Source organism: Methylophaga pinxianii, from assembly GCF_020447225.1.
Classification (GTDB): Bacteria; Pseudomonadota; Gammaproteobacteria; order Nitrosococcales; family Methylophagaceae; genus Methylophaga; species Methylophaga pinxianii.
The window spans coordinates 1-22318 of record NZ_JAJAEO010000166.1; the positions used below are offsets into that span (position 1 = coordinate 1).

Consider the following 22318-nt stretch of genomic DNA (forward strand, 5'->3'; position numbering starts at 1 on the left):
TCCATAATCCTCGCATGAGAAGACGAGTCGCAAGAAGCGATATGACGTTTTCAACCGTTTTTAAACCGTCCGTAGAAACGGGGTAGAACCCAACTAAATTCGTAAGCGTCTGGAAGAGGTGGCTTGAAAGGATTGTCCAATTTGGGCCTAGTTGCTAAATCTGTTTTCAGTTTGACAATTTGTTCTTCGAGCTTTGTAATTTCTAACTCATAGAATGGCAACGTATTAGGAGTGCTTTCTAGCCAGCGTAAATATTTTTCATTTTCCTTAGTCAGATAATCTAATCTCGTTACTAATACAGAATTTCTAGCATTAACTTCTTTAGATTCTGCAGCTATTTTCTCCGCCTTAGCCTCTATTAGCTTTATCTTATTTTCATCAAATACAAAGTAGAAAGCAGCCCAAGTTGCAGCGGCTACGATGACGGTATGCGCTACTACAGATTTCGTAGGATTATCTTCAAACCAATTACTCACACCACTCTCCAATTACTGTGGCTAACACGGACACTTAACGTCGAAAATCACCGGCAGCAAAAAGCAGAACGAGCCACGCTTTTTGACGTCCGAGTGCATTTTCCTTGTTAGATTACGATTACTCATATACCTCAAATCGAACTTGTGGCGGATCAAAGGGAATTAGTTTTCCATCCGATATTTTTTTAAAGAACCTGATCTGAGTGTTTGACATATTGATACAGTATCTTGGGTCAAACTTTAAACGGGCAGACTGCTCAAATATTGGCGGCGCGCTGTTAGGCAAGCCCTTCCATTCTACGTTAAAGCCATGTTGAGACATCCAAAACCTTGCAGCCTCAGCTGAAGTTGTTAGAAAGTCGTGCTCACCTAGAGAGCTATGGGCTAATGTGGCAATGTTACGGATAAACCTGAAGGTTCCATTTTCTGCGTACTCAAAAGCAGCTGCCACCCTTATAGGACAATTACGTTCTTGTTTCCTCAAACTCCCATGTTTCCAGTAATCACCCGCATCAGAGATTATTTGGTGAGCCTGGGATAAGTTATTTGCTTGTTTATCGTTTAAATGAGCAAAGTCTATTTGGTGGCGAATAGATACTGCAATATTACCGGTCAATCTGGTTATATCAGAGAGGTCTGGCTGAAATGCATATTGCTGAACCAATAAGGAGTTGAGCATGTCCCAAGGCTTAAGTATGTCATTTATAAATCGATTCGGATTCATACGAATAATCTAACTGCACGTGAATGAGGACTTCGGCCTCATAATTATTATTATCAGGTGCAATTTAATTCTGCTTGCGCCTGACACCAACTTCATAAGTAACTGAATAATATACAAACAGTCAAAGTTAAGTAAATTTAATTATTATTAATCGATGGGGTCAGAGTGTTTGATTTTTACTACCTGTCATTTGCTTTATTTGTTGCTGTTCTTCTTAAATCTCATGGGTGTAAAAAAAATATTTTTCAACCAAATCGATATGACTGAAATATCAAACACTATGACCCTATTGATTATTATGTGTCGGCTTGATGTTTTTGTTGTACATTTTTTGACTTGGCTCTATGGTTAAAATGAAACCCTATAATATATATGAAGAATGCTGCGATAAATCCAATTAAAACAGAGTTGTTTGATTTTACTTCTTCTAACCTAGCTTTAACGGCCTCAAGCTTTCCATTTAATTCTATTTGATCTCTCTCAAATTTCCCCTTCATTAAAGAGAGCGTAATTGCTTCTTCAGGTGTCTCTTTAATGATTGCTGTTAGTTCATTTACTAAAGATTGATTTTTTGCGATATTTTCAGCTAATTTAGATGCTGCTAGCATTTCTCTCGCTTCATCGGACAGGTTTGTAATGAGACTAAATTGATCGTTGATTTTCCCTAGCTCGATATTTAGCTTATTTATCTCTTCATCTTTCTTTGTGAGCTCAATTTTTAATTCATTGATGGCTGCCGTTGATTCAATCTCAAAGACAGTTTCTTTAACCATGTTAGTACCCCCCATATATAGAGACAGGGCGACCAAGGCAATAAAGAATAATCTTTCCATTACATCCATAACTTCTAATTCCGTATTATTTACCTACAACGTCGCCATAATTTGCCACCTGAAGCGTAGCATAAGGTGGTCAAATTGATGGCTTTGTTAAAGCTATAGCTTAGTAACTTGTTCTGCATGATTTACCCAGGCACTCATATTTAGAAAACGTATTGATTTAGGTTCCTCCAACCCTCTCTGTTCAGGAGGAACCCAGTCTCCACTGCTGACTTTAATTACCCCATAGATCAACACTTCAGCCCCCGCAGAGAAAGCATTCAGATCAAGTGAATCATCCGCTATTATAAACTCCAAACTTGGAATATCAGTTGATTCGCCTTCCAATTCGATGTATGGGCTGTGAAGCTTAAACTTAGCATATTTAAACTTTTTACTTGAATCCACTACTTTAGATATAACACCGTGAAAACACATTGGATAATGAATTGCCGAATTTTTGGCTATTTCAAAAGCATCGATGTAGCTATCTATCTCAAAATAGAAATTTGACCATTTTATCTTTGTATTTTTATACGTAAGGGTAACCAAACTGGCTAATTCTTTGTTGTCTTCAAGCTGCGCTCTAAGCGTCAGTACTTGAGTCAAAGTTTTAATATAGCTCGATGCAGTACCACTACGCGTATAAACCTTTCCCTTTTGTGCACTGAATTCATCCGCACTTGTTTTTGAGTTAGCCTCTGTAATTTTTTCCTGTGTATTCTTATCCTTATGAAGCACCTGGAGATTGAATTGATATTTCTCGTTTTCTATAGCCTTTAATACGTTTGAATCTGAATCTCTGGCGATAATTTCAACAGCTCCTTTTGTATTATAAGGGCAGACTTTATAAGCATGCTTATCATTCGATTTAAGCTTAAAAAAAGAAGGTATTTCAATTGTTTTATCCAGCCTTCTTTTCTCATGAGCTTTGACAAATGACATATGCGCATTACAGCCATCAGTTTTGCATATATATTCTCCATCATGGCCTTTTTCACAGTCCTTGACGGTTATTTCGTTGCCCGTACTTTTTTCTTTTACGGTGCTAATTTTCACTCCCAAAATCTGACTCCTTGTTTGACCTTAAAAGTATGTTAACGAGGCCTTTGGTTTCATAATAATTATTAGTGGTCGGCCATCTAATTCTTAGGCCACCTGACATGGATTATCTAAATATCTGAATAATAAAAGACAAAAAAATTAAGTATAATTAAAAGATCAATGGCCCGAAATATACAACTTAAAAGGCCATTTATAAATTCACCTTTCAAACCGCCGTTTCAATAAAACATACAAAGCCCCAGTCCCGCCATCTTCAATCGTTGCACTGCAAAACGCCAAAACGGCATCACTTTCTCTGAGCCAGTGATTAAGTTTGCTTTTTAAAACCGGTTTGTTATCGCGTGATCCCCAGCCTTTGCCGTGAATGATTCGCACACATCTAATCTTTTCTTGTTGGCATTGTTCGAGAAATTGGGAGAGGGTGGGCTCGGCTTTGGCGAGGGTGAGGCCGTGTAAATCGAGTTCAGCTTCGAGATGTACTCTGCCACTTTTGAGTTTGGCGAATTGGCGGTTTTGAATCCCGTCGCCACGGTATTCCAGATATTCCTCATTTCCCACTGTTTCAGGTGCGAATAAACTGGAAAACTCGCTGGTGTCATGGGTGAGTTCGGCTGCGGAGGGCTTTCTGACCTTTGGCGGCGGCGGAGGTTTTCGATGCACCAGGCGGTCGTGTTTGATCGGCTCGGCGTCGCTCATTTCATTGCGAAACAAGGAAAACTCGTCGTCATCATTTTTATTTTTGTTATCTGCCATGGCCGATGTTGTCTGATTTCATGCCGTTTGATGTGAACCATTGTGCCAGATGATGCTTGTGTAAAAAATCATTTTTAGTTTAGGATGATTTCCACTTGTCGGGGTGCCACTCTGTTTTTTCAGAAATGGCTGAGATGAAACCCGTTGAACCTGAAGAGGCTAGAACCTCCGTAGGAAACAAGCCGGAATGCCGGTACGTCTGATTGTCTGACTGTAGCCGCCGTGTATCTCCATCCCCTTGTTCGCGTAAGCGCAACGTCTTCATTTCCCCGACTTTTTTATTCAAAAAGGGGAAATCAGATGTCAGCAGCCAATCCAAAAGTCATTGATATTAAAGACCGTAGTGGCATTACTACTCAGCCATTACCGGGTTCTGAAAAAATCTATATTACCGGCAGTCGTGATGATATCCGGGTGCCATTTCGGCAAATTTCTCTGACCGACACACCGAATCGTGATCCCAATTTGCCGGGTGAACCAAATGCGCCGGTAATGGTTTACGACACCTCGGGTATTTACACTGATCCGACTGAAACCATTGATCTGGAAAAAGGCTTAACGCCGATTCGTCAGAAATGGATTGAAGAGCGTAACGATACCGAAGTATTACCAGCGTTCAGTTCCAACTTTACCCGCGATCAGGATGGTCTGGAATTTGATATTCCGCTGTTCACCAATCGTCGTCTGCCACGCAAAGCCAAGCCGGGAAAAAACGTCAGCCAGATGCACTATGCCCGTCAGGGCATCATCACCCCGGAAATGGAATATATCGCCATTCGTGAAAGCATGGGTCGTGCAGCGTTGCAGGCTAAAGGCGAATTGCCAGCCGATAAACCGAATCACATCACCCCGGAATTTGTGCGTAAAGAAGTCGCCGAAGGTCGGGCGATTATACCAGCCAATATCAATCATCCTGAAGCTGAGCCGATGATTATCGGTCGTAACTTTCTGGTCAAAATCAACGCCAATATTGGTAACTCAGCAACGACCTCGTCGATTGAAGAAGAAGTCGAAAAAATGGTGTGGAGCACCCGTTGGGGCGGCGACACCGTAATGGATTTGTCGACTGGTAAACATATTCATCAGACCCGTGAATGGATTATCCGTAATTCACCGGTGCCAATCGGTACCGTGCCGTTGTATCAGGCACTCGAAAAAGTAAACGGCATTGCCGAAGATCTGACCTGGGAAGTATTTCGCGATACGTTGATTGAACAGGCCGAGCAGGGCGTTAGTTACTTTACAATTCATGCCGGTATTCGTCTGGCGCATATTCCACTGACCGTGAACCGTACCACCGGGATTGTCTCGCGTGGAGGTTCGATTATGGCGGCCTGGTGTCTGGCACATCATGAAGAAAGCTTTTTGTACACGCACTTTGAAGATATCTGCGAAATCATGAAAGCCTACGATGTGTCGTTTTCGCTGGGGGATGGTTTACGTCCTGGTTCACAAGCGGATGCCAATGATGAAGCCCAGTTTGCCGAACTGCGTACCTTGGGTGAATTAACGCATATTGCCTGGAAACATGATGTGCAGGTGATGATTGAAGGGCCGGGCCATGTGCCAATGCACAAGATCAAAGAAAACATGGATCTGCAATTGGAAGTCTGCCACGAAGCGCCTTTCTATACTTTAGGGCCTTTAGTTACTGATATTGCACCGGGTTATGACCACATTACCTCGGGTATTGGTGCGGCGATGATTGGCTGGTTTGGTACGGCGATGTTGTGTTACGTGACGCCTAAAGAGCATCTGGGTTTACCGAATAAAGATGACGTTAAAACCGGCATCATTACCTACAAAATCGCTGCTCATGCTGCTGATTTGGCCAAAGGCCATCCGGGCGCACATGAGCGTGATGATGCGATTTCCAAAGCACGTTTTGAATTCCGTTGGGAAGATCAATTTAATCTCGGGTTAGACCCGGATACAGCGCGGGCTTTCCATGATGAAACCCTGCCACAACCCAAAGCCAAAGTGGCACATTTCTGTTCGATGTGTGGCCCGAAATTCTGCTCAATGAAGATTTCACATGACGTGAAAGAAGCTTTTGCCGAGAAGTCGGAAGAGTTTAAGGCCGGTGGCAGCAAAATCTATCATCAGGTGTGATTGGATCGGTTGCGAAGCGCTATGAAGCATTATCTGATTATCGGCAGTGGTCTGATTGGACGCCTGACAGGCTGGCGTCTGATTCAGGCCGGTCATGCCGTGACGATTTTGTCATCAGACGATAAAGCCGGTACCGACAGTGCCGGTTTTATTGCGGCTTCGATGATCGCGCCGTTTACCGAGGCCGTTACGGCAGATCGGTCGATTCGTGATCTGGGTATTCAAAGTCAGGCGTTGTGGGATAAATGGCTGGTTGAGTTTGACGAGCCGGTGTTTTACCCAAAAACCGGAACATTAGTGGTGGCACATGAAGGCGATAAGGCCGAACTGGCACGCTATCAGCTTCGGGCAGCGCATATTCTCGATGCAGATGACTATCAGCAGATTGATGCTCAGCAGTTGCAAAACCTGTCTCCTGAACTGGCCGAGAACTTTCGTTCGGCGTTGTATTTTCCGCAAGAGAGCTGTCTGGATAATCGCCAGTTTTATCAGCAGGTCGGTGAGTTTCTAACGGAACACGCTAACTGGCAAACCATTGAACCGATTGAAACGTTAAGTAACGCCACATTGGAACAATTGTGTCAGCAAACGCTTGGACATTCGCTGGATAAATTTACCTCGGTGATTGATTGCCGGGGTAATGGCAGCAAGACGGATATAACTGATTTACGCGGTGTGCGTGGAGAAGTGCTGCGTGTTTATGCACCGGAAGTGAATCTGCAACAGTGCGTACGGTTAATGCATCCACGTTATCCGCTGTATCTGGCACCAAGACCTGATCAGCAATATGTGATTGGGGCTACGGTAATTGAATCCGAAGATCGCTCGCCGGTTAGCGTGCGCAGTGCGATGGAATTGCTATCAGCGCTTTACAGCATTCATAAAGGGTTTGCCGAAGCCCGGGTTTTGGAAATGCGGGCGCATTGCCGACCAGCATTACCCGATCATTTACCCACCATTCGCCAGCAGGAGTGGGGTTATCAAATCAACGGATTATACCGGCATGGTTATTTACTGGGGCCGGTGATGGTCGACCAATTACTCACAACATTATCAGAACACACAGATTCGGGAGTGCGTTATGCAAGCTGAGTCGATTCAAGCTATTGCACTTATTTTGAATGAACAGCCAGTGGAAACCACAAACTTTAATTTGCAGGTTTTTCTAGCTGAACATGGCTGGGCAGAAGGCCGGTTTGTAGTGGTGATTAACGACAATATTATCGCCAAATCGGCACATTCAACCTATCAATTATCAGCAGGCGATCGCATTGATGTGCTGTCGCCCATCAGTGGAGGCTGACATGCAGGCATCTGACTGGAACGTTTACGGGCAAACCCTCAGCAGTCGTTTATTTATCGGCACGGCGCTTTATCCGTCACCGCAGGTTATGTGTGATGCCATCAAAGCGTCAGGCGCACAGGTGATTACTGTCTCTTTGCGTCGGCAAAGTGCCGGCCAGGCCAATAGCGGTCAGCAATTCTGGAACATGATTGAAGTACTGGGCTGTCATTTATTACCCAATACTGCAGGTTGTTACAGTGCCGCCGAGGCGATTAAAACAGCCCATATGGCCCGTGAGTTATTTGAAACGGACTGGATCAAACTCGAAGTATTAGGCGACAGCTTTAATCTGCAACCGGATCCGTTTGCTTTGCTGGAAGCCACTAAAACCCTCATTGCCGATGGCTTTAAAGTGTTTCCCTATTGCACCGATGATCTGGTGTTGTGCCAGAAACTGGCGGATGCAGGTTGTGAGGTCTTAATGCCCTGGGGCGCACCAATCGGTACCGGCCAGGGATTACTCAATCCTTATGCATTGAGAACATTAAGAGAACGCCTGCCGGAAATCACCTTACTGGTCGATGCTGGCATCGGCAAACCTTCTGATGCGGTGCAAGCGATGGAACTCGGCTATGACGGCATTCTGTTAAATACCGCTGTTGCCGAAGCACTTGAACCGGCGCTTATGGCCGAGGCGTTTAAACAATCTATTAATGCAGGACGACTGGCGTTTGAAGCGGGCATTATGCCAAAACGTGATTCCGCCAAGCCCAGTACGCCTACTTTAGATCAACCAATCTGGCAGCAACATGGCTGAGCAAATACCTCAAACTGCAATCTTATTAATTGGTGGACTGGATCCTCAGGGCTGTGCCGGTCTGACGGCAGATATTCAAACTGTGAGTCATCATGGTTTTCATCCAGTCCCTTTGATTACCTGTGTCACCGAGCAGACGCAAAACGGTATGCAGGCATTGAATCCATTAACTGCGGAGAAATTTCTCAAACAATATGAAAGCGGTATTGCTGACTTTGATATTGCCGCAATTAAAATTGGTCTGATACCTAATCTTGAAATAGCCGAAGTGATTGAGCGGATTATCAGGCTTCATGATGTGCCGGTCGTGATGGATCCGGTGATGGCGGCAAGCAGTGGAGGGAAACAGGCTGCGCCTGAAGTACTGGAATATGTGCGTAAATCCGTATTACCCAAGATCACTTTGCTGACGCCTAATTTACCCGAAATGCAATATCTTTCGGACAATCTGGGCGGGTCTCTGGAAAAGCAGGTTCGACATTTAATTGAGGAAGGCTTGTCAGCTTGTCTGGTGAAAGGCGGGCATGGTGATAAAAGTTTTGTCTCGGATTATTTTGCCAGTGCATTTGGCCATTTTTATTGTTATCAGCCAAGGTTAAATAAAAATGTTCGTGGAACCGGCTGCGTGCTGGCATCGAGTCTGGCGTGCTATCTTGCACAAGGTGAAGATATCCGTGATGCAGTGATTTTATCGCGAAGTTACATCAACCGCGGGATTCGGGAATCGCAGACTTTAGGGCCTTATCAGTTATTTTCGCATCAACGGCAACCTGTTGAGCTGCGTGATATCCCCAGGCTGAGTTATACCCCGGATCTGATTGGCAAAAGCTTCAGTTTTCCGGATTGTCCAGATCGATTGGGAATCTATCCGGTGGTGGATAGTGCTGATTGGGTGAACCGTTTGTTGACTATCGGCATCAAGACCATCCAGTTACGTTTAAAACAAACCGATAACGCGTTTCTCAATGCTGAGGTTGCCAGTGCGGTAGATATCTCTCACCAACACAGTGATATTCAGTTTTTTGTGAATGATCACTGGCGTATGGCGATTGATAACGGCGCTTATGGTGTGCATCTGGGACAGGAAGATTTGCATGACGCTGATTTGCTGGAAATTGAACAGGCCGGATTGCGGCTGGGGATTTCCACCCATTCATATTGGGAACTGGCCAGAGCGTTGGCGGTAAATCCCAGTTATATTGCCTTGGGACCAATATTTGAAACTGACAGCAAACAAATGCCTTGGCAACCGCAGGGCTTTGATCGTTTAGCAGAGTGGATACGCTTATTAGATGGGCATACGCCGCTGGTTGCCATTGGTGGTATTGATGTGGCGCGTGCCAGAGCGTTGCATAAAACCGGAGTGGGTTCAGTGGCAATGATTTCAGCAATTACCAAAGCTGCTGATTATCAGCAGGTGACACAGCAACTGCTGTCTTTATGGCAAAACTCAGCGAATTAAACGTAATTCCGTGCGACGGTTTTTGGCGCGGCCTTCCGGAGTTTTGTTACTTGCAATAGGTTTGTTATCACGATAGGAATGCGTTTCGATTATTGCTTCGTCAACTTCCGCTTGTTCTATTAAAAAGGTTTTCACCACTTGAGCACGTTGTTCTGATAATTCGGTATTAAGCTCTCTACGACCAAAGCTGTCGGTGTGTGACTCGATGATAATTCGCGTAATGCTGTCATCCACTTTCAGATAGTCGGCCAAACGTTTCATCCGTTGAGAGGCGCTGTTGTCGAGAATGGCTTTTTCCGATTCAAAATACACACTGAATTGCTGTAAATCGTTGAAGCTGTCTGGATGCATTTTATCTGAGCACGCTTGAAAATCACGCATGGCTGGCAAAAATTGCACATTGGAAAGGATCACACTAAGTGGTTGAGTGCTGCTTTGTGAAGCATATTTCAGTTGGACAAACTGGCCTTGTTGCAGAGCCGATAATGCTTTGCTGGCTGTAATGCCTTCAACGGTAAATTCACGCTGACCGTAGGTGACTGGTAAGGTCATCAGTTTTTGACTGATGGCTTCGTTTTGCCAGGGCGTATTGGTGATCACCAGTTCAGCGGTTGACTGAGATGCCGGGTGATCCTGAGTAGTGATGGAAAGCTGTAATGGTTCACCACTCTCACGATGGAACATAATCTGTCCGTAATCGGTGATCTCGTGTTGCAAAATGCACAGTAGTGGGGATTCTTCTATTTGCCATTTTGCTTCATGAACCGCGGATTGATAAACGGTATCAGCAATGGCAGGAGAGGCGAATAATATAAAGAGTAAAAACTTCATCAGTATTTAATCACACTATGTACAGTTGTATTCGGTAACAGCGAGCGCCCATTTAACGCAGTGATTTCCATTAAAAATGCACAAGCAACAACCCGTCCGCCGAGTAGCTGGATTAATTCACAACCGGCTTTAGCCGTTCCGCCGGTAGCGAGGACATCATCAACAATAAGAATGTTGTCACCTTCCGCTACGGCATCAGCATGAATTTCCAGGCTGGTTTCGCCATACTCCAGTTGATATTCCACCTTGTGCGTGATGTGTGGCAGCTTACCCGGTTTGCGCAGTGGAATAAAACCCACTTCCAACATAGAGGCAGCCAGCGAACCGAAAATAAAGCCGCGTGCTTCCATACCGGCGACAGCAGTAATGGGCGAATCACGGTAAGGAGCAATCAGTAATTCCACGGCTTGGCGCAGTAACACTGGTGATTGCATTAGCGGGGTGATGTCTTTGAATAAAATGCCGGGTTCGGGAAAATCTGCGATATCGCGGATCTTGTTTTTTATCTCGTCCATCTGACGCCTAATTTATTTGAGAAGGGATGGTCACCACAGCTATTATAACGACTGGTTTCTCAGGGTCTATTTTTCTTTCGTAAGCTCCGACCGTATTAGTAATGAAAGCTCAATAGTCCTGACAACGCTTATGTAATTTCTAAGTATATTCAGGAGTACCACATTTCGTGATTAACAGATGGCTGAGAGTGCTGGTTTTTGTTCTGTTCAGTTTTTTGACCGGTTGTTTCGGTTTTGGTGGTGGTGATAAAGCAGCGGACGATATTGAACCGCGCTTTTATATCGTTGATGTTGACCGCGGTAATGTTGCCGCAGAGTTTGCCCAAAATCGTGTTTTACGTATCAAACCCATCCGTATTGCACCGCATTATCGCACCGAGAATATTGTGTTTCGCATTGGAGATAATGAATATCAGCCGCAGGCAGGGCATTTATTGCTGACAGATCCTCAGGTGATGTTTACTTCTCAACTGCAACGTTGGTTAGCGAAAAGCGGTTTATTCAGTGATGTGATCACCGATGAGTCACAACCAGCGGATTTGGTACTGGAAGCCGCGGTGACCAAACTTTACGGCGATGATCGCGCCGAGTACCCGCCGCAAGCCGTTTTGGAAATGCAATTCTTCATGAGTCCCGGTGATGCAGATCGCAGCAAAATGCTGTTTCAAACCGGCTTTCGTGTAGACGCTTCTATTGATGAAACCTCACCCCAAACAGTGGTAACTGGCTGGCAAAATGCGCTGGAAGAAATTCTCGCGACTTTGGAGCAGGATTTGAGCGATTATTTTAATAAAGCTGGTACACCCTAGCAGTCTCTTATAATCGTGCAGGAAATCGCTCAGAGTGGTACGATTACGGTTTAACTATGGTTAGCATCTGTTCGAGTTTTATTGGCGAAACTTTTTGCTTGAAACTTCAACAAGCTAGGCTTGCTTTTGTTCATTTTGGAAGAATATTAAATGTCTGAGATTGCTCTGGAACTGGACTCGATCAGTATCGAAGATGAAATGAAACAGTCCTACCTGGATTACGCAATGAGCGTTATCGTAGGTCGTGCCTTACCGGATGTCCGGGACGGCCTGAAACCGGTTCACCGTCGTGTGTTATATGCCATGCGGGAACTGGGAAACAGCTGGAACAGCCCATACAAAAAATCTGCTCGTATCGTCGGTGACGTTATCGGTAAGTACCACCCACATGGTGATACAGCGGTATATGACACGATGGTACGGATGGCTCAGCCATTCTCAATGCGTTACATGCTGGTTGATGGTCAGGGTAACTTTGGTTCAGTGGATGGTGATCCACCGGCCGCGATGCGTTACACCGAAGTTCGTATGGCGAAAATCGCCCACGAAATGCTGGCCGATCTGGACAAAGAAACTGTTGATTTCATCCCCAACTATGATGAATCCGAATCAGAGCCAGCCGTTTTACCGACCCGATTCCCTGCTTTATTAGTTAATGGTTCATCTGGTATAGCCGTCGGTATGGCGACCAACATTCCGCCGCATAACCTGACTGAAATTCTCAATGCCTGTATTGCGATCATTGATGATCCGAGTGTCACCACGCGTGATTTGATGGAATACGTTCCGGGTCCGGATTTTCCAACTGCCGGTATTATCAACGGTGCCAATGGTATTGCCGAAGCTTATGAAACCGGTCGCGGCCGCGTTTATATGCGAGCTCGTGCCGAAATTGAAACGAATGAAGCAACGGGTCAGCAAAGTATCATCGTGCATGAGCTGCCCTATCAAGTAAACAAAGCCCGTCTGCTGGAAAAAATTGCTGAGTTAGTTAAAGAGAAAAAAATCGAAGGTATTTCTGCCCTGCGTGATGAGTCTGATAAAGATGGTATGCGCATGGTGATCGTCATCAAACGTGGCGACGTGCCTGAAGTCATTCTGAACAATCTGTATCAGCAAACCCAGTTACAAACCGTGTTTGGTATCAATATGGTGGCGATCGTTGATGGTCAGCCGCGTACATTGGGTCTCAAACCGATTCTTGAAGCGTTTATTCGTCATCGCCGTGAGGTTGTTACCCGTCGTTCGATTTATGAGCTGCGTAAAGCGCGTGAACGTGCACATATATTGGAAGGTCTGGCGACAGCCCTGGCCAATATCGATGAAGTTATTGAACTGATTAAAGCATCACCAAGTCCGTCTGAAGCCAGAGAGGCCTTATTAACCCGGGGCTGGCGCAGTGAGATGATCCTGGAAATGTTGGGCGCTGCAGGCGCTCAGGCTTCTCGTCCAGAAGATTTAGCGGCTGAGTTCGGTCTGGTTGATGGTCAGTACTATTTATCACCTGTGCAAGCTCAGGCCATTCTGGACATGCGTCTGCACAGATTGACCGGTCTTGAACAAGACAAGATTCTGCAGGAATATCGTGAAGTATTGGATCAAATCCGTGATTTGCTGGCTATCTTGAGTGATCCTGACAATTTGATGGCCGTTATCCGTGGTGAACTGGTCGCGATTAATGATGAGTACGGTGATAAGCGTCGTACCGAGATTCTTGATACCCATCTGGATCTGACGCTTGAAGATCTGATCACAGAAGAAGAAATGGTGGTCACCTTATCCCATGCCGGCTATGCCAAAACGCAGCAATTGGATACCTATCAGGCACAACGTCGTGGTGGTAAAGGCAAAGCAGCAACCTCAATGAAAGATGAAGATTTCATTGAGCATCTGTTTATCGCCAATACCCATGACACTCTATTGTGTTTCTCCAGTACTGGTAAGGTTTACTGGAAAAAAGTTTATGAGTTACCACAAGGTGGCCGTACGGCCCGTGGTAAACCTATTGTGAATCTGTTACCGCTGGAAGAAAACGAGCGTATTAACGCGGTCTTGCCAATTCGTGAGTTTGAAGCCGATAAATTTATCTTTATGGCAACGGCCAGCGGTACAGTGAAGAAAACCCCATTAGTTGATTATTCTCGTCCGCGTGCCAACGGTATTATTGCTGTGGATCTGAAAGAAGATGACAAACTGGTGGGTGTGGCGTTAACCGATGGTCTATCGGATGTCATGCTGTTCAGCAGCAACGGAAAAGTCATTCGTTTCCCTGAAACGGATGTGCGCTCAATGGGCCGTGTTTCACGCGGTGTTCGTGGTATGCGTCTGGCCGATGGTGAACAGATTATTTCGTTGATTATCGCGCAGCAGGAAGGAGCGATTCTGACGGCGACTGAATTTGGTTATGGTAAACGGACGAATCTCGAAGAATACCGCGTTCAAGGTCGTGGTGGTCAGGGCATTATTTCTATTCAGACTTCTGCCCGAAATGGTCATGTCGTCGGTGCGGTACAGGTTCGTGAAGAAGATCAGATCATGTTAATTACCAATGGTGGAACACTGGTTCGCACTCCGGTGAAACATGTCTCATTGGTTGGTCGTAATACACAAGGTGTACGCCTGATCAATCTGAGTAATGATGAAAAACTGGTCGGTCTTGAGCGCGTCATCGAAGATGAGGATGAAGAGGTCGATATTGAAAATCTGCCACATACTGATGATCTAACGGAAGAATAAGCACTTTGAGAGCCTATAATTTTAGTGCCGGTCCAGCCATGCTACCGGACGAAGTGATGCTGATTGCCCAGCAGGAAATGCTCGATTGGCGCGGTACCGGTATGTCGGTGATGGAAATGAGTCATCGTGGTCCGGAATACACCTCAATTGCCGAACAGGCTGAGGCTGATCTGCGGGATCTGATGGGGATTTCGGATGATTATGCTGTGCTGTTTTTACAAGGCGGGGCATCCAGTCAGTTTTCAATGATTCCAATGAATCTGTTGAATGGCAAAACCCACGCAGATTATTTCAACACTGGTGCCTGGTCTGAAAAAGCCATTGCCGAAGCCGGGCGTTACACCAAAGTGAATGTGGTGGCGGATGCAAAACCATCGCATTATCAAACCATCCCGGATAAAAGCCAGTGGCAATTATCCGATAATGCGGCTTACGTACATTACACGCCAAATGAAACCATTCATGGACTGGAGTTTGCCGAGATCCCTGAGGTTGGCGAGACCACACTGGTTGCCGATATGTCATCCACGATATTGTCCCGTCCAATTGATGTAAATCGTTTTGGTCTGATTTACGCTGGTGCTCAGAAAAATATTGGTCCTGCCGGTTTATGTATTGTTATTGTGCGTAAGGATTTAATTGGTCAAACCTTACCGGGCACACCGGTGATGTTTGATTACAAAATTCATGCGGATAATGGTTCGATGTATAACACGCCAGCAACTTACAGCTGGTATCTGGCGGGTCTGGTGTTTCAATGGCTGAAGCAGCAGGGCGGATTAGAGGGCATGGCTGAAATCAATCAGCGCAAAGCCGCAAAATTGTATGCAGCGATTGATGGCAGTGATTTTTATGCCAACCCGGTAGATATACGTTATCGTTCGTGGATGAATATTCCCTTTACGCTGGCCAATAGCGATTTGGATAAACAGTTTCTGGCAGATGCGGCCAAAGAAGGCTTGTTAACACTAAAAGGACATCGGGATTTGGGAGGCATGCGAGCCAGCATATACAATGCTATGCCTGAGGCCGGTGTCGATAAATTGATCTGGTTTATGTCTGAATTTGAGCGCAGGTTTGGTTAAACATGTCCGAGAAACAAGCACTTCAAGCCGTTCGTGAACAGATTGATAAAGTCGATAAGCAACTCCAGGATTTATTAAATCAACGCACGGCGTTAGCGCATCAAGTAGCTGAAATAAAACAACAATCGGGCGAACAAGCGGATTTCTATCGGCCTGAGCGTGAAGCGATGATTTTGCGCCAAGTGATGCAACGTAATACCGGTCCGCTGTCTGATAAAGAAATGGCCCGGTTATTTCGCGAAATCATGTCAGCTTGTCTGGCCGCAGAAAAACCATTACGAATTGCCTATCTTGGACCGGAAGGATCTTTTACTCAGGCAGCCGCGTTGAAACATTTTGGTGGTTCTGCCGAGTTACATCCAGTGAGTACGATTGCCAACGTCTTTAGTGCCGTAGAAACCGAATATGCCTGTTATGGTGTGGTGCCGGTAGAAAATTCTACTGAAGGCATGGTCAATCATACTTTAGATAGATTTGTGAGTTCACCCTTAAAAATCAACGGTGAAGTCACGTTGCCTATTCATCATTATTTATTGAGTAATGCTGCGCAGCTAACTGATATTAAAAAGGTTTATGCACATCCTCAGGCTTTGGCTCAATGCCGGCAGTGGTTAGGGGATCAACTGGCTCAGGCGGAACTGATTCCCCTTGACAGTAACTCAGAAGCGGCTAAACGTGTTGCGGAAATGGATCATGATAGTGCGGCGATTGCAGCCAGCACTGCTGCTGAAATTTATGGCTTAAAAGTCCTGGCCAGCAATATCGAAGACGAAGCGGGTAATACGACGCGGTTTCTGGTGATAGGTAATCAACATGTCGGTCCGTCAGGCGTTGATAAAACGGCATTACTGGTTTCGACCAAAAATAAACCGGGTGCGTTACAAAACTTACTCAAACCTTTGGCTGACAAAGGTATTAGTATGAGTCGAATTGAATCCAGACCTTCACGCAAAGGCATCTGGGAATATGTGTTTTTTATTGATATTGAAGGTCATTGTGAAGATCCGACAGTGGCCAGTGCATTAAAGGAACTGGAATCAGAATCTTCTGTTTTCCGTGTTTTAGGTTCGTATCCAAAGGCAGTGTTGTAAATGACCAAGTTGGTATTAGCCAATCCAAGAGGTTTTTGTGCCGGAGTCGATCGTGCTATCGAAATCGTCGAGCGCGCGTTGGAATTGTTTGGCGCCCCAATCTACGTTCGTCATGAAGTCGTCCACAACCGGACCGTTGTGGAAGACCTGCGTAATAAAGGCGCGATTTTTATTGAAGAATTATCCGATGTGCCTGATAACAGCACATTAATTTTCAGTGCACACGGTGTTTCCAAAGCCGTTCAGGAAGAGGGAAAACTTCGGGGTTTGAAAGTGTTTGATGCTACTTGTCCACTGGTGACTAAAGTGCACCTGGAAGTGGCCAAACATGAGAAAGTCGCTCGCGAATGTATTCTGATCGGCCATGCTGGACACCCGGAAGTTGAGGGTACCATGGGTCAGTACACCTCTGATCCCAGCGCGATGTATCTGGTGGAATCTCCAGAGGATGTGGCTAATTTAACGGTCAATGATCCGGATAATCTGTCCTTTGTAACGCAAACAACCTTATCGGTTGATGATACAAAGCTGGTGATTGATGCACTTCGTCAACGGTTTCCAAACATTATCGGTCCGGGCAAAGACGATATTTGTTATGCCACCCAGAACCGTCAAGATGCTGTTAAACGTCTGGCTGAAAATTGTGATTTGGTACTGGTCGTAGGATCTGTTAATAGCTCTAATTCCAATCGACTCAAAGAGTTAGCAACCAAACTTGATACAGAAGCTTATCTTATTGATAACGCAGATGAGATCAATGCGGAGTGGTTAAAAGACAAACAAAGCATAGGGTTAACCGCCGGAGCTTCTGCCCCCGAGTCCCTGGTTCAGGCCGTGGTGGAAAAACTCAAAATGCTCGGTGTTGAAGCGGTTACGGAAGATAAAGGTCAAATTGAAAACGTCGCTTTCTCTTTACCCAAAGCGCTTAAAGTGGATATTTCCAGCCTTAGAAAATCAACATAAGGACAGCCATGCCCTTTCTGCCGGTATTTCTGTGGACCGACATTCTGATTTTTCTTTTGCTCGCTGTCATCACTGCTGGCATCCTTTACCTTCATAACAAACCACATTTACGGGCACCATGGATAATGGTGATGCAGCGTAAACGCGGTGTTATTTCGGTCATTATTCTATTGAGCTATGTCTTTATAGGCGTTTTAGATTCCTTACATTTTCGACTGGCATTAGCGCCGCAGCAAGACAAACAACAACATTATTCCACTGAGGTACTGAGCGTACTTGACTGGTTGGTTACGCCGATTCGTACTCAGGTTGAGAAAACGTACTCAGCACCGTTTGCCACCCGTTTATTTGTGAAAGAGATGCAGGTTGGTCAAAGTGGACAGCTTGAATATAGCTATCCACGATTACGTTATTCAGGGCAACATCTGCAATCTGAAAATGAAAAATGGGCTGACGTTACCAAAATCATAGTGAATAGCACGCTACAAGCCACGCTATTTACCTTATTGCTGATTTCTTTTTATCTTTTATACAAATCGTTTCGTTATCAGCGAAAGCCGATGGCTGAGATAAAACGATTACTTAAAGGCGAATCTGAATTTCCGGTACGTACCTTTTATCTGATGGTTTTCCTGCTCAGCTGGCTGTGTCTGACGCTGATTATGCTGAGTCAGCATTACCATGTAATGGGTACTGATAAAGTGGGGCAAAGTGTGCTTTATCAGGCACTGAAAAGTATTCGAACCGGTTTGGCCATAGGTACCTTAACCACCTTGGTAATGCTGCCGCTGGCGATTCTTCTCGGCATTAGTGCAGGATATTTCCGCGGCTGGATCGATGATGTTATTCAGTATATCTACACCACCTTAAATTCGATTCCTGGTGTGTTGTTAATTGCTGCGGCCGTTTTGATGTTGCAGGTCTATATGAATACCCATCCGGAGAATTTCGCCACCATTGCGGAACGCGCGGATATTCGATTGTTATTTTTGTGCTTGATTCTCGGTGTGACCAGCTGGACAGGATTATGCCGAATTCTGCGGGGAGAAACACTGAAGTTACGCGAAGCCGAATATGTATTGGCTGCCCGTTCATTGGGTGTCGGCAGTTTCAAAATTCTGCATCGACATATTCTGCCCAATTTGATGCATATCGTCTTAATTACGGTCGTGCTGGACTTCAGTGGTTTGGTACTGGCTGAAGCGGTACTGTCGTATGTCGGCGTCGGGGTTGATCCATCGATGATCAGTTGGGGCAATATGATTAATAGCGCCAGGCTGGAGATGGCTCGTGAACCGGTGGTTTGGTGGTCATTAACCGCCGCGTTTATCTCTATGTTTATACTGGTATTGGCCGCAAATTTATTTGCTGATGTGGTGCGCGACGCCTTTGACCCACGGATGCAAAAAGCACGATGAGTACGCCGGTATTACTGGAAGTCAAGGGTCTGAAAACCTGGTTCTCGAGCAAAGATCGGCCGTTTAAAGCAGTTGATGGTATCGATTTTTCTATCCGACAAGGTGAGACTTTTGCGTTATTAGGGGAGTCAGGCTGTGGCAAGTCGATTAGTGCACTCTCTATATTAAGATTAAATCCTTATCCTGCCAGTAATATAGTGGCGGGCGAAATCAAACTAGATGGTCTGGACCTTCTCAAACTCTCTGAAGCAGAAATGGAACGGGTTCGGGGGCGTCGGGTCGCCATGATTTTTCAGGAACCGCAAAGCTCATTGAATCCGGTATTAACGTTCGGTCAACAGGTTGGGGAGGTCTTGCGCTGGCATTTCACCTTATCCCCTCAGGAAATACAGCAACGTAGTCTGAAACTGTTGGATGCGGTGGGTATTCCCGATCCCTTGAGACGTTTGAAAGAATATCCCCATCAGATGTCGGGCGGAATGAAGCAACGTGTGATGATTGCGATGGCATTGGCGGGAGAGCCTGAATTACTGATTGCGGATGAACCAACGACTGCTCTGGACGTCACGATTCAGGCACAGATACTCGATCTACTGAAACAAATTCAGCGCGACACGGGCATGGCGATTCTGTTGATTACACATGATTTGGGTGTTGCGGCACAGATGGCCGATCAGATAGCCGTAATGTATGCCGGACAAATCGTTGAAAAAGCTGATCGACAGACTTTCTTCAACCATGCTCAACATCCCTATGCACAAAAATTATTTGAGGCTTTACCCAGTGAACAGAAACGTGATCAACGTTTAACGGTTATAAAAGGCAGTGTGCCACCGTTAAATCAAAATTTTATCGGCTGCCGCTTTGCTGAAAGATGCGATTTTGCATGGGATCACTGTCATCAGCATGAACCAAAGTGGCTGGCAACAGAGCAAAGTGGTATTCGCTGTCATTTATATGATCCGGTGGTAGCAATTTCACACAGTAACGCCTCTAAAGCGCTTCATACCTCACACTTATCAGAGGTGGTTCCCTCAAAGATTCATGCGCTTGATGTTAGAGGGCTAAAAGTACATTTTCCCATCCGCAAAGGTATCTTTCAGCGTCAAGTCGGACAGGTAAAAGCAGTCGATGGGGTTAATCTGACGTTGCATAACGCTGAAACGCTGGCATTAGTAGGCGAATCCGGCTGTGGTAAAACCACGGTTGGAAAGGGCATTTTACAGCTAGTGCGGGTGACCTCTGGAGAAGTGCGTTTTCGGGGAAAAGTACTGAATCGTCTCTCACAACATGAATTGAAACCCTATCGTGGTCAGTTACAGATCATCTTTCAGGATCCGTTTTCTTCAATGAATCCTCGAATGACTGTTGAACAGATCATTGAAGAAGCCATCAGTGCAACACGATTCCGCAAGGACACTGTTGCAAGATCCAAGTACGTGGATTCATTGTTACAGCGCGTCGGGTTGAGAGCCGATATCCGGCATCGTTATCCCCATGAGTTTTCGGGCGGTCAACGGCAACGTATTTGTATTGCCAGGGCTTTGGCAACTGAACCCGAGATAATTATATGTGATGAACCCACCAGCGCTCTGGACGTTTCTGTTCAGGCGCAAATTCTGAATTTGCTTCGGGATATCCAGCATGAATTTGGGCTGTCATTTTTGTTTATTACCCATAACATTGGGGTAGTTGATTATCTGGCACATCGAGTTGCGGTGATGTATCTGGGTAGAATAGTAGAACAGGGGAGTCGTCAGCAGGTATTGGATTCACCCAAACATCCTTATACTCAAGTTTTACTTGCAGCGGTTCCGGAGATTGGTAAGCAGCAGCTGCAGGTCACTGTAAATGGCGAATTACCATCGCCAGCCAATCCTCCCGAAGGGTGTCATTTTCATCAGCGTTGTCCCCGGGTGATGCCAATTTGCCAGAAGCATTATCCGCCGACCACGTTGCTGGACGATGGACATCAGGTTAATTGTTTTTTATATGAAGAGAATGAAAATGGATAAACAAACTCAAACTGAACTGGAAGCGGCCGCTTTTCGTCGATTGGTTGCCCACTTGCAAGAGCGTACCGATGTACAAAATATAGATTTGATGAATCTGGCGGGGTTCTGCCGTAACTGCCTGTCAAAGTGGTATCTGGCCGCTGCAGAGCAACAGGGTGTTGAAATGGATTATGATGCTGCCCGTCAGCATGTCTACGGAATGACATATGATGAGTGGAAGCAGAAATATCAGAAATAACCGTCGACCGAGTCTGAAAATATTACTTTTGGGTGCTATCTTTTAGCTGTTGAGCCAGGTTTTTAACGTGCTGATCAATCACGATAGGTTGTTTTTGTGGCATCAAACGAATGCTCTCAATGGTTGTGCGTAATTGTCTGATGTAATTGCGGCAGTTATGGCAAAGAAATAAATGCATTTTAAACGCCATACGCTGCCGTAAGGACAAGTTCTTGTCCAGATATTCACTTGCCATTGATTCGATGTCACGACATTTGAGCATATTAGTCGTTTTCCTGATATTGATGAATTTGTTGATGGATCACTGAGCGAGCACGATGCAACAACACTCTGGCATTGGACGCAGAGATGCCCAGAATGTTACAAATTTGTGGCATTGTTTCGCCTTCCAGGTCATAGAGCGTGAGAACGGCTTGTTGTTGTGCTGGCAATTTTTCAAAGGTCTGGCGGATGATGTCACTCAGCTGATCGTTGGCAAGGATGGCTTCAGGTGTTTCCAAATCCCATTCTGAAATATGCTCTCGCCAATGGCCGGAAGCATCAAACAGATCATCTGACTCGATCTGTTGCCAGTTTTCATCTAATGAGACCTGACGTTTTTCCCTTCGTAATCTTGTTTTTGCGGCATTTGCGGTGATTTGAATTAACCAGGTTTGCAAGCTGCTGCGGCCAGCAAACTCATTCAGTGAGCGGATGGCAGAAAGCCATGCATCCTGCACAATCTCTTCCGCAAAGGCTTCACCGATAATCGCTCTGGCAATGGTCAACATACGGTTGTGATACAAAGCGACTGTCATCTCAAATGCAGATGACTCACCTGCAAGCATGCCTTTAATTAACTCCGCCTCTGTTTTTAACGGAGGCGGATCAGCCTTTATGCTCATCCTTTAACCAATCCTGCATAGGGTTGTGTGAAGTTGTTAAACCTTGTGTGGCACTTTTTCCCAAACACATTAATAAAGTATGTGAGGTAGGCATTCAAGAGAAAATTATTGGAGAAAGCAGGCAAAAGCAGCTGATTGAGCAAATTTGATAATTCTTTGTAACAAACGAATCCTTCGTCAGTCTATGTTAGCGAGACCGGTTCTGAGGGACTGGTTGACAC

22 protein-coding genes and 1 riboswitch are annotated in these 22318 nt (G+C 45.4%); of the genes, 13 read left to right on the forward strand and 9 right to left on the reverse strand.

Annotation, left to right across the window (positions count from 1 at the left end; all coding sequences use genetic code 11):
* Positions 1–50: 50 nt before the first annotated feature.
* The 5 genes from LGT40_RS07015 to LGT40_RS07035 form a co-directional block, all read right to left on the reverse strand.
* Positions 51–476 (reverse strand): hypothetical protein, encoded by a 426-nt coding sequence (locus LGT40_RS07015; protein ID WP_226074771.1) that lies wholly within the window; start codon positions 474–476, stop codon positions 51–53.
* A 118-nt stretch (positions 477–594) separates the two neighbouring features.
* The gene (locus LGT40_RS07020) at positions 595–1200 is read right to left on the reverse strand and encodes a hypothetical protein (RefSeq protein WP_226074769.1); all 606 of its coding nucleotides are present in this window, start codon (positions 1198–1200) and stop codon (positions 595–597) included.
* 296 nt (positions 1201–1496) lie between these two features.
* Entirely contained in the window at positions 1497–2042 is a 546-nt protein-coding gene (locus LGT40_RS07025) for a hypothetical protein (protein ID WP_226074767.1), read from the reverse strand.
* 93 nt (positions 2043–2135) lie between these two features.
* Positions 2136–3083 (reverse strand): hypothetical protein, encoded by a 948-nt coding sequence (locus LGT40_RS07030; RefSeq protein WP_226074765.1) that lies wholly within the window; start codon positions 3081–3083, stop codon positions 2136–2138.
* 198 nt (positions 3084–3281) lie between these two features.
* Positions 3282–3836: a Smr/MutS family protein gene (locus tag LGT40_RS07035; RefSeq protein ID WP_226074763.1), complete on the reverse strand. Its 555-nt coding sequence runs from the start codon at positions 3834–3836 to the stop codon at positions 3282–3284.
* An 89-nt stretch (positions 3837–3925) separates the two neighbouring features.
* A riboswitch (TPP riboswitch) is annotated at positions 3926–4030 on the forward strand.
* Positions 4031–4136: 106 nt separating this feature from the next.
* Here LGT40_RS07035 and thiC point away from each other — a divergent pair.
* The 5 genes from thiC to thiE are packed head-to-tail and all read left to right on the forward strand — an operon-like array spanning position 4137 to position 9512.
* Positions 4137–5948, forward strand: a complete 1812-nt coding sequence (thiC, locus tag LGT40_RS07040) for a phosphomethylpyrimidine synthase ThiC (protein ID WP_226074761.1) — start codon at positions 4137–4139, stop codon at positions 5946–5948.
* A 21-nt stretch (positions 5949–5969) separates the two neighbouring features.
* Complete coding sequence (locus LGT40_RS07045; RefSeq protein WP_226074759.1) at positions 5970–7040, forward strand: NAD(P)/FAD-dependent oxidoreductase; 1071 nt, start codon at positions 5970–5972, stop codon at positions 7038–7040.
* Positions 7030–7251: a sulfur carrier protein ThiS gene (thiS, locus tag LGT40_RS07050; RefSeq protein ID WP_247363556.1), complete on the forward strand. Its 222-nt coding sequence runs from the start codon at positions 7030–7032 to the stop codon at positions 7249–7251. The genes LGT40_RS07045 and thiS overlap by 11 nt, the downstream gene beginning before the upstream one ends.
* Before the next feature lies 1 nt (position 7252).
* Positions 7253–8050 (forward strand): thiazole synthase, encoded by a 798-nt coding sequence (locus LGT40_RS07055; RefSeq protein WP_226074757.1) that lies wholly within the window; start codon positions 7253–7255, stop codon positions 8048–8050.
* Positions 8043–9512, forward strand: coding sequence for a thiamine phosphate synthase (gene thiE / locus LGT40_RS07060; protein WP_226074749.1), 1470 nt, complete (start codon positions 8043–8045; stop codon positions 9510–9512). The genes LGT40_RS07055 and thiE overlap by 8 nt, the downstream gene beginning before the upstream one ends.
* On the opposite strand, the gene LGT40_RS07065 is transcribed toward thiE, so the two are convergent.
* Both LGT40_RS07065 and LGT40_RS07070 read right to left on the reverse strand, forming a co-directional pair.
* Complete coding sequence (locus tag LGT40_RS07065; RefSeq protein WP_226074741.1) at positions 9501–10343, reverse strand: MotY family protein; 843 nt, start codon at positions 10341–10343, stop codon at positions 9501–9503. The genes thiE and LGT40_RS07065 overlap by 12 nt on opposite strands.
* On the reverse strand, positions 10343–10858 hold the full coding sequence (locus LGT40_RS07070) for an adenine phosphoribosyltransferase (RefSeq protein WP_226074739.1): 516 nt from the start codon (positions 10856–10858) through the stop codon (positions 10343–10345). Before LGT40_RS07070 ends, LGT40_RS07065 begins: the two co-directional genes overlap by 1 nt.
* Before the next feature lie 167 nt (positions 10859–11025).
* Between LGT40_RS07070 and LGT40_RS07075 the strand changes: the two genes are divergently transcribed.
* The 8 genes from LGT40_RS07075 (at position 11026) to LGT40_RS07110 (ending at position 21213) form a co-directional block, all read left to right on the forward strand.
* Positions 11026–11667 (forward strand): ABC-type transport auxiliary lipoprotein family protein, encoded by a 642-nt coding sequence (locus tag LGT40_RS07075; protein WP_226074737.1) that lies wholly within the window; start codon positions 11026–11028, stop codon positions 11665–11667.
* A gap of 150 nt (positions 11668–11817) precedes the next feature.
* A complete protein-coding gene (gene gyrA / locus LGT40_RS07080; RefSeq protein WP_226074730.1) occupies positions 11818–14403 on the forward strand; it encodes a DNA gyrase subunit A in 2586 nt (861 codons plus the stop codon).
* Between the two features lie 5 nt (positions 14404–14408).
* Positions 14409–15488, forward strand: a complete 1080-nt coding sequence (gene serC / locus LGT40_RS07085) for a 3-phosphoserine/phosphohydroxythreonine transaminase (RefSeq protein WP_226074720.1) — start codon at positions 14409–14411, stop codon at positions 15486–15488.
* A 2-nt stretch (positions 15489–15490) separates the two neighbouring features.
* Positions 15491–16579, forward strand: a complete 1089-nt coding sequence (gene pheA, locus LGT40_RS07090; protein WP_226074718.1) for a prephenate dehydratase — start codon at positions 15491–15493, stop codon at positions 16577–16579.
* A complete protein-coding gene (ispH, locus tag LGT40_RS07095) occupies positions 16580–17542 on the forward strand; it encodes a 4-hydroxy-3-methylbut-2-enyl diphosphate reductase (protein ID WP_226074716.1) in 963 nt (320 codons plus the stop codon).
* An 8-nt stretch (positions 17543–17550) separates the two neighbouring features.
* Positions 17551–18960: an ABC transporter permease gene (locus LGT40_RS07100; protein WP_226074713.1), complete on the forward strand. Its 1410-nt coding sequence runs from the start codon at positions 17551–17553 to the stop codon at positions 18958–18960.
* Positions 18957–20975: an ABC transporter ATP-binding protein gene (locus LGT40_RS07105; protein WP_226074711.1), complete on the forward strand. Its 2019-nt coding sequence runs from the start codon at positions 18957–18959 to the stop codon at positions 20973–20975. The genes LGT40_RS07100 and LGT40_RS07105 overlap by 4 nt, the downstream gene beginning before the upstream one ends.
* Positions 20968–21213: a DUF1244 domain-containing protein gene (locus tag LGT40_RS07110; RefSeq protein ID WP_226074709.1), complete on the forward strand. Its 246-nt coding sequence runs from the start codon at positions 20968–20970 to the stop codon at positions 21211–21213. The genes LGT40_RS07105 and LGT40_RS07110 overlap by 8 nt, the downstream gene beginning before the upstream one ends.
* A gap of 22 nt (positions 21214–21235) precedes the next feature.
* Here LGT40_RS07110 and LGT40_RS07115 read toward each other — a convergent pair whose 3' ends face one another.
* Together LGT40_RS07115 and LGT40_RS07120 are read right to left on the reverse strand one after the other, a co-directional pair.
* A complete protein-coding gene (locus LGT40_RS07115) occupies positions 21236–21475 on the reverse strand; it encodes a zf-HC2 domain-containing protein (protein ID WP_226074707.1) in 240 nt (79 codons plus the stop codon).
* A 1-nt stretch (position 21476) separates the two neighbouring features.
* Positions 21477–22097 carry an RNA polymerase sigma factor gene (locus tag LGT40_RS07120; protein ID WP_226074705.1) on the reverse strand — a complete coding sequence of 207 codons (621 nt, stop codon included), beginning with the start codon at positions 22095–22097 and terminating at the stop codon, positions 21477–21479.
* Positions 22098–22318 lie beyond the last annotated feature (221 nt).